The 5,444-nt window shown below is 50.5% G+C and carries 4 protein-coding genes; 2 read left to right on the top strand and 2 right to left on the bottom strand.

The genetic code is table 11. The features are described from left to right. Positions 1–216 (top strand): putative PEP-binding protein (locus tag E0765_RS05180; RefSeq protein ID WP_223175677.1); only part of this gene is annotated, 216 nt, incomplete at its 5' end. A 258-nt stretch (positions 217–474) separates the two neighbouring features. Here E0765_RS05180 and E0765_RS05175 read toward each other — a convergent pair. Continuing rightward, positions 475–2,901, bottom strand: a complete 2,427-nt coding sequence (locus E0765_RS05175; RefSeq protein ID WP_132812158.1) for an Ig-like domain-containing protein — start codon at positions 2,899–2,901, stop codon at positions 475–477. Beyond that, entirely contained in the window at positions 2,898–3,809 is a 912-nt protein-coding gene (locus E0765_RS05170; RefSeq protein WP_132812157.1) for a PD40 domain-containing protein, read from the bottom strand. Before E0765_RS05170 ends, E0765_RS05175 begins: the two co-directional genes overlap by 4 nt. A gap of 145 nt (positions 3,810–3,954) precedes the next feature. Here E0765_RS05170 and pckA point away from each other — a divergent pair. Beyond that, positions 3,955–5,444, top strand: a 1,490-nt coding sequence (gene pckA / locus E0765_RS05165; RefSeq protein WP_132812159.1) for a phosphoenolpyruvate carboxykinase (ATP), incomplete at its 3' end; no start/stop codon positions are given.

Here is a 5,444-nt window from a genome sequence, read left to right as displayed (position 1 = left end):
GACGGTGTCGGACAACTGATCACCATGGCATGCGAAAAGGGAAGGGCAACGCGTCCCGACCTGAAGATCGGTATCTGCGGCGAGCAGGGCGGTGACCCGGCATCGGTTGAGTTCTGCTTCAAGAACGGACTCACATATGTAAGCTGTTCACCCTTCAGGGTGCCCATAGCCAGGCTTGCGGCAGCGCAGTCGGCCATCAGGGCAGCCAGGAAGTAAGGTTATATAATCTTAATAAGGAAAGGGAGGCACGTCTGGAGCCTCCTTTTCGTTTAGTAGGCAGTCGGCAGTACCAGTAGGCAGTCAATTCAGGCAACAGAGGTGCGAGCGTAAAGAATTGACCCGGTGGGTAAATTTAGAGAAGCAGCCAGATTGAAGGGGAGGCCGGTGATTAGCAGGCAATAGTTATAGCAAGACACATTCGTTATAAGCATAATTAGCAATTTATTCATTACTGCTGACTGCCGACTGCCGACTTCACTCAAGTACCACCCACCTCCTGGAGGTGTAATGCCATTGTGTCTCATCCTCGCCACGGATACCAAGCCTGAGGGTATATACTCCCGGGGCAACAGACTGTGAAGGGTAGCAGGGGTAATGCTGTTCACCTGCTCCGGCCGGGCCTCTGAAGATATTCGCCGCCAGGGTACCGTCAGCAGCATAGAGGTCGATGGACACATGGCAGTCTGATTGCAGGAAGAATGATATCATGCCCTCCCGGCTGACCGGGTTGGGATAGATGACCAGGTCAATCCCCGGGTCATCAGGCTCGTCAATTACTGTGGGCGAAATTACCATGGCATCATCAAAATACATGGTGCCTGATCTCTTTCCCCCGCTGTTCTGCCGTATCACAAGACTGTGATACTGCCATTCGCCTGTTCCGCCGATGGAACTGAAAGGTATGGAAATCAGGTCCCATCCTGCCCAGTTGATTGCTGATGCAGATACTATCTGGTTGACAGTACCCGGGGAGTAGAACCAGTATTCGAGAAGGTTATTGCTGAGATCCCCGTAAACCCACATGGCAAAGAACAAACTGGTACTGCTTCCTATCAGCGGTTTGCTGGTATCAAAGACCCTGCAGACACCACCATGGTCAGAGGTGAACACATAATCGAGCCGGCCTGCCGGTGCGGCAGACTTGTAGATATCATTTGATGCTGTAAAGGTGGTGGAGGGATTGTCAGTGCCAACAGTGCTGCCGCTTGCCTCGGGATCCCAGAAAGAACCGATATTGTCAAATGACTCAACAACGTTACCTGTCTGGTAGGCCTTTGTGCGGGTAGTGAATGAAGCCTCAGCGGCTGTGACCACTGATACTCCGGCTATGTCCTTCACAGTGGCATCAACCTGGATACGGTAAAGAGTGTTCAGCTGCAGCTGCGTCGTCAGCTCAAAGCTGTATGTTCCCTTACCATCAGACGTTGTGAAAGTCTCCCGTTTTTTTTGCATGGGTGCCGACTGGCTGTCGAGCAGCCTGATACCGGCAGTGGCAGATGCCTGGTCAAGGGGTGCATCAAATCGTACAGTGATCCTGGGGAAAAGATTAACCCCTGTGGTTCCCTGTGATGGCCATATCTGTTCAATGACAAGCCCGGGACGTGCCTTTGTCACGAAAGAGGCCCGGAACTCCTCCCCGATGTGAACATCCCAGAGGGACGCCGCTGATGTGGTGAGCCTGATCAGGTAAGGTGTCTTTGAGGCAAAACCGGTCACAGGCCTTACTGTCAGTAATTTGCTTTTATCATCCCATTCATACGTCACATTTGCGGCAGGTTCAAAGAGCAGGGCACTCTCCACAGCCGACCTGTTCATCGGGATGTTGAATCTCAGGGTAAATACCTGGTTGAAAGTGAGACTGTCGGTTGTTACAGGAAGAAATTCAGTGACCACCGGTACACGTGCAGTATCAAAAGAGGGGAGGAAATCAGTCAGTGTGGTGCGGCCGGAAATCACTTCCGAGGCCAGGGTATCATTGAAGAAGTCGGCCATCCCGCTGGCAATTACCTCATAATTGCCCGGGGCTACCGAGTCAAACATAAAGAAACCGTTGTTAAGATTGTCGAGTTTGACTGATCTGCCTGAAGGGATAAGAGTGACTGTTGCTCCGTTGATCGGGATATGCTCATCGGGGGAGCCAGGTTTGAAGTACCATGGTGGGGAGGTGAGTGCATCACGTACAGTGCCTGCAATGATGCCGTAGTTCCCGGCCGGTATGCTGTAGAATTCCTGCAGTGCCCTGAGCATCGACCATGCTTCATGATGCAGGTGGTCAGGATTGCGAAGACGCCAGCCTTCAGGTATATAGTCATGGAAGGAGCCTTCTGACAGGACACCCGGCATGTTGAGGGTACGGAGAACCCCCAGACCTACCTTGTCACCCCAGTCGGGGTAAAAGGTCCAGTCGCCCTTGACCCATTCTGAAGTATGGGTCCAGCAGTTGCCCTTTTCAAACAGTTTGGCCCACAGGATCTGGGCAAAGGTTTTGGCAGCCGGGTATACAGGGGCATTGTCATAACCCCGGAAGAGAACCAGGGGTTGATTTCTTGTGCCGTCAAAGCCGTTACTGTGTATCGAAATAAAAAAATCCACATTGGCGGTATTGGCCATAGCAGCTATTGTTGAAAGCGGGAGATCATCAGAGGTAAAGTTGGTGGTACGCGACATGTAGACCGTGGCATTGCGGTCCTCCAGCAATTGCCTGAGGAAAAGACCCTTTGTCAGGTTTCCTTCCGACTCCCAGAAGTCAGTGGCAATCATATGCCTGTCATCACCGTCATAACCTCCGTGACCCGGATTTACAAAAATCTTCAGCCCGCTGAAATCACTTCTCTGGCCATACTGTGTTGCCGGCATCAGCATCATTGCTGCAAGCAGCCAGACCCTGTAACGGTTTTTCATCTGACTCTCACTTTCATGATATATATCTCGCCGTTGTCGGTGCAAAATGCGATCCTCCTGTTGCCGAATGCGAACGGGAACATCTCTGCGCGCCCGGGAGTGGATGTCAACGGAGCACCCTTTTTTCCGGCAAGGGAATAATATACGATTTCGGAAGAGGTAATCCTGTGACCGTCGTCCCTGTCATCCATACCTATCACCAGCCTGTCATTGAACCACCTCGGGGCATTTATCCTTCCGAGGTCATGAAGAACTTTGCCTGACAGGTCACATATATAGGTTCCACGGCCCTGGTAATTATAAAGTATCATGGTGCCGTCAGGAGAGAGTGATGTCCATATATAAAACCCGTCGCCATTGGGCATGAGTTCCTTCCTCTCACCTCCGCGGTAGAGAACCGGCATCATCTCCTCAGTCACGACGAAGGCTCTATCGCCTGCTGATTTCAGCTCCGGACCGGCCTGTTCAATCCTCATCCCTCCTTCCGATTTCAGGAGTACTGCATTGCCGGTGACGGCAGGCAATAGTACATCTCTTCCTTTCTCCATCACAAGTTTCTTTTCACCGGATTCAATATCATAACTGTAAACTGATGAATATTTCATATTGTCAGTGAAGCTGTCACTGCGGTAGAAGACTTTTTTACCGTCTGCCGTTGCCGCAGGTTCATAACCGGCCCCAGGCTCATCCGTTACCCTAATGAGGGAACCCCGCCTTATATCCAGCAGTGACAGGCCATTGTAACCCCCTCCTGCCACCAGCAGGTAACCCGAACCCGGGACAACACCCGTAAGCAGGTATGATCCCTTGTCTTCGGGAGTAATCCTTTTAACACTCCTCACCCTTATATCCTGCGGATAAACCTCAACGGTGAAGAGGATAACCATCAACATGAAAACCGTTCTCATTTTGTTTCGTATTGCCAGCTAAAGATAACTAATCCGGTGTTACATAGCGCTCTTTTTTTAAATGGCAGGCGGTTTGATTTTTATTTTGAAATTTGATTGCTTAATATTATTAACTTTGATGGACATCAAAACCCCCGGAACCATGATGTCAGTGGAAATCTTAAAGCAATACGGTATAACCGAAGTAACAGAGATAGTTTATAATCCTTCCTATGAGTGTCTGTATGATGATGAGCTCTCACCCGTACTGACGGGTTTTGAACGGGGCATTCCCACCACAACCGGGGCAATGGCGGTAGATACCGGTGACTTCACCGGCCGCTCTCCCAGGGACAAGTACATTGTCAGGGACAGTACCACTGAGAATACTGTCTGGTGGAAATCGGAGGACTCTCCGGTTTCTGACAACAAGGCACTTACACGGGAAGCCTGGGATCACTGCAGGAAAATAGCAGAGAATCAGCTCTCCGGCAAAAAGCTCTATGTTGTCGATTGTTACAGCGGCGCTAACCCTGACACGCGTCTATGTGTCCGTTTCATCATGGAGGTGGCATGGCAGGCCCATTTTGTAAAAAACATGTTTATCCGTCCCACAGGACAGGAGCTTGAAAATTTCAATCCCGACTTCGTTGTGCTGATGGCATCAAAGGCCATAAATCCTGATTATCAGAAATTTGGAATGAATTCAGAGAACTTTGTGTTATTCAACCTGACGGAGCGGATGATGCTTGTGGGTGGCACCTGGTACGGAGGGGAGATGAAGAAGGGTATATTCTCGGTGATGAATTACTATCTGCCACTGAAGGGGATTGCTTCGATGCATTGTTCGGCCAACGTTGGAAAGAAGAATGATGTTGCCATCTTTTTCGGATTGTCAGGTACCGGCAAGACGACACTTTCAACTGACCCTGACAGGGCATTGATAGGTGATGATGAGCATGGCTGGGACGAGGAAGGCATCTTCAATTTTGAGGGTGGATGCTATGCCAAGACAATCAATCTCAGCAAGGAGAATGAACCTGACATATACAGGGCAATAAGGCGTGATGCCTTGCTTGAGAACGTGGTAGTGAATGAGAAGGGGGAGATAGACTTCAGCAGTGCCGGGAAGACGGAGAACACGAGGGTCTCCTACCCCATATACCATATAGAGAATATTGTCAGGCCGGTATCGAAGGCAGGTCATGCCACCACGGTAATCTTTCTGACGGCAGATGCCTTCGGGGTTTTACCTCCTGTGGCAAGACTTACCGAAGAGCAGACGCAGTACTACTTCCTGAGCGGTTATACAGCCAAGGTTGCTGGTACGGAGCGAGGGATAAAGGAGCCCGTTCCCTCCTTCTCTGCCTGCTTCGGGGCTGCATTTCTGATGCTTGATCCGATAATATATGCACGAGAGCTCACCAGGAAGATGAAGGAACATCATGCTGATGCCTGGCTGGTGAATACAGGATGGATGGGTGGTCCCTACGGTACCGGCAAGCGGATAGACCTGCCTTCAACACGAAAGATAATCAACGCCATTCTCAATAAATCCCTCGGTGATGTTCCATACACCACCATTCCGGTCTTTAACCTGAGCATTCCTTCATCAGTTCCGGGAGTACCCTCTGATCTGCTTGATCCGGGGCAAAG

Source organism: Sulfuricurvum sp. IAE1 (assembly GCF_004347735.1).
Lineage (GTDB): Bacteria > Campylobacterota > Campylobacteria > Campylobacterales > Sulfurimonadaceae > Sulfuricurvum.
Note: the sequence above shows the minus strand (reverse complement) of the source record. Positions and strands in the feature narration are given on the sequence as shown.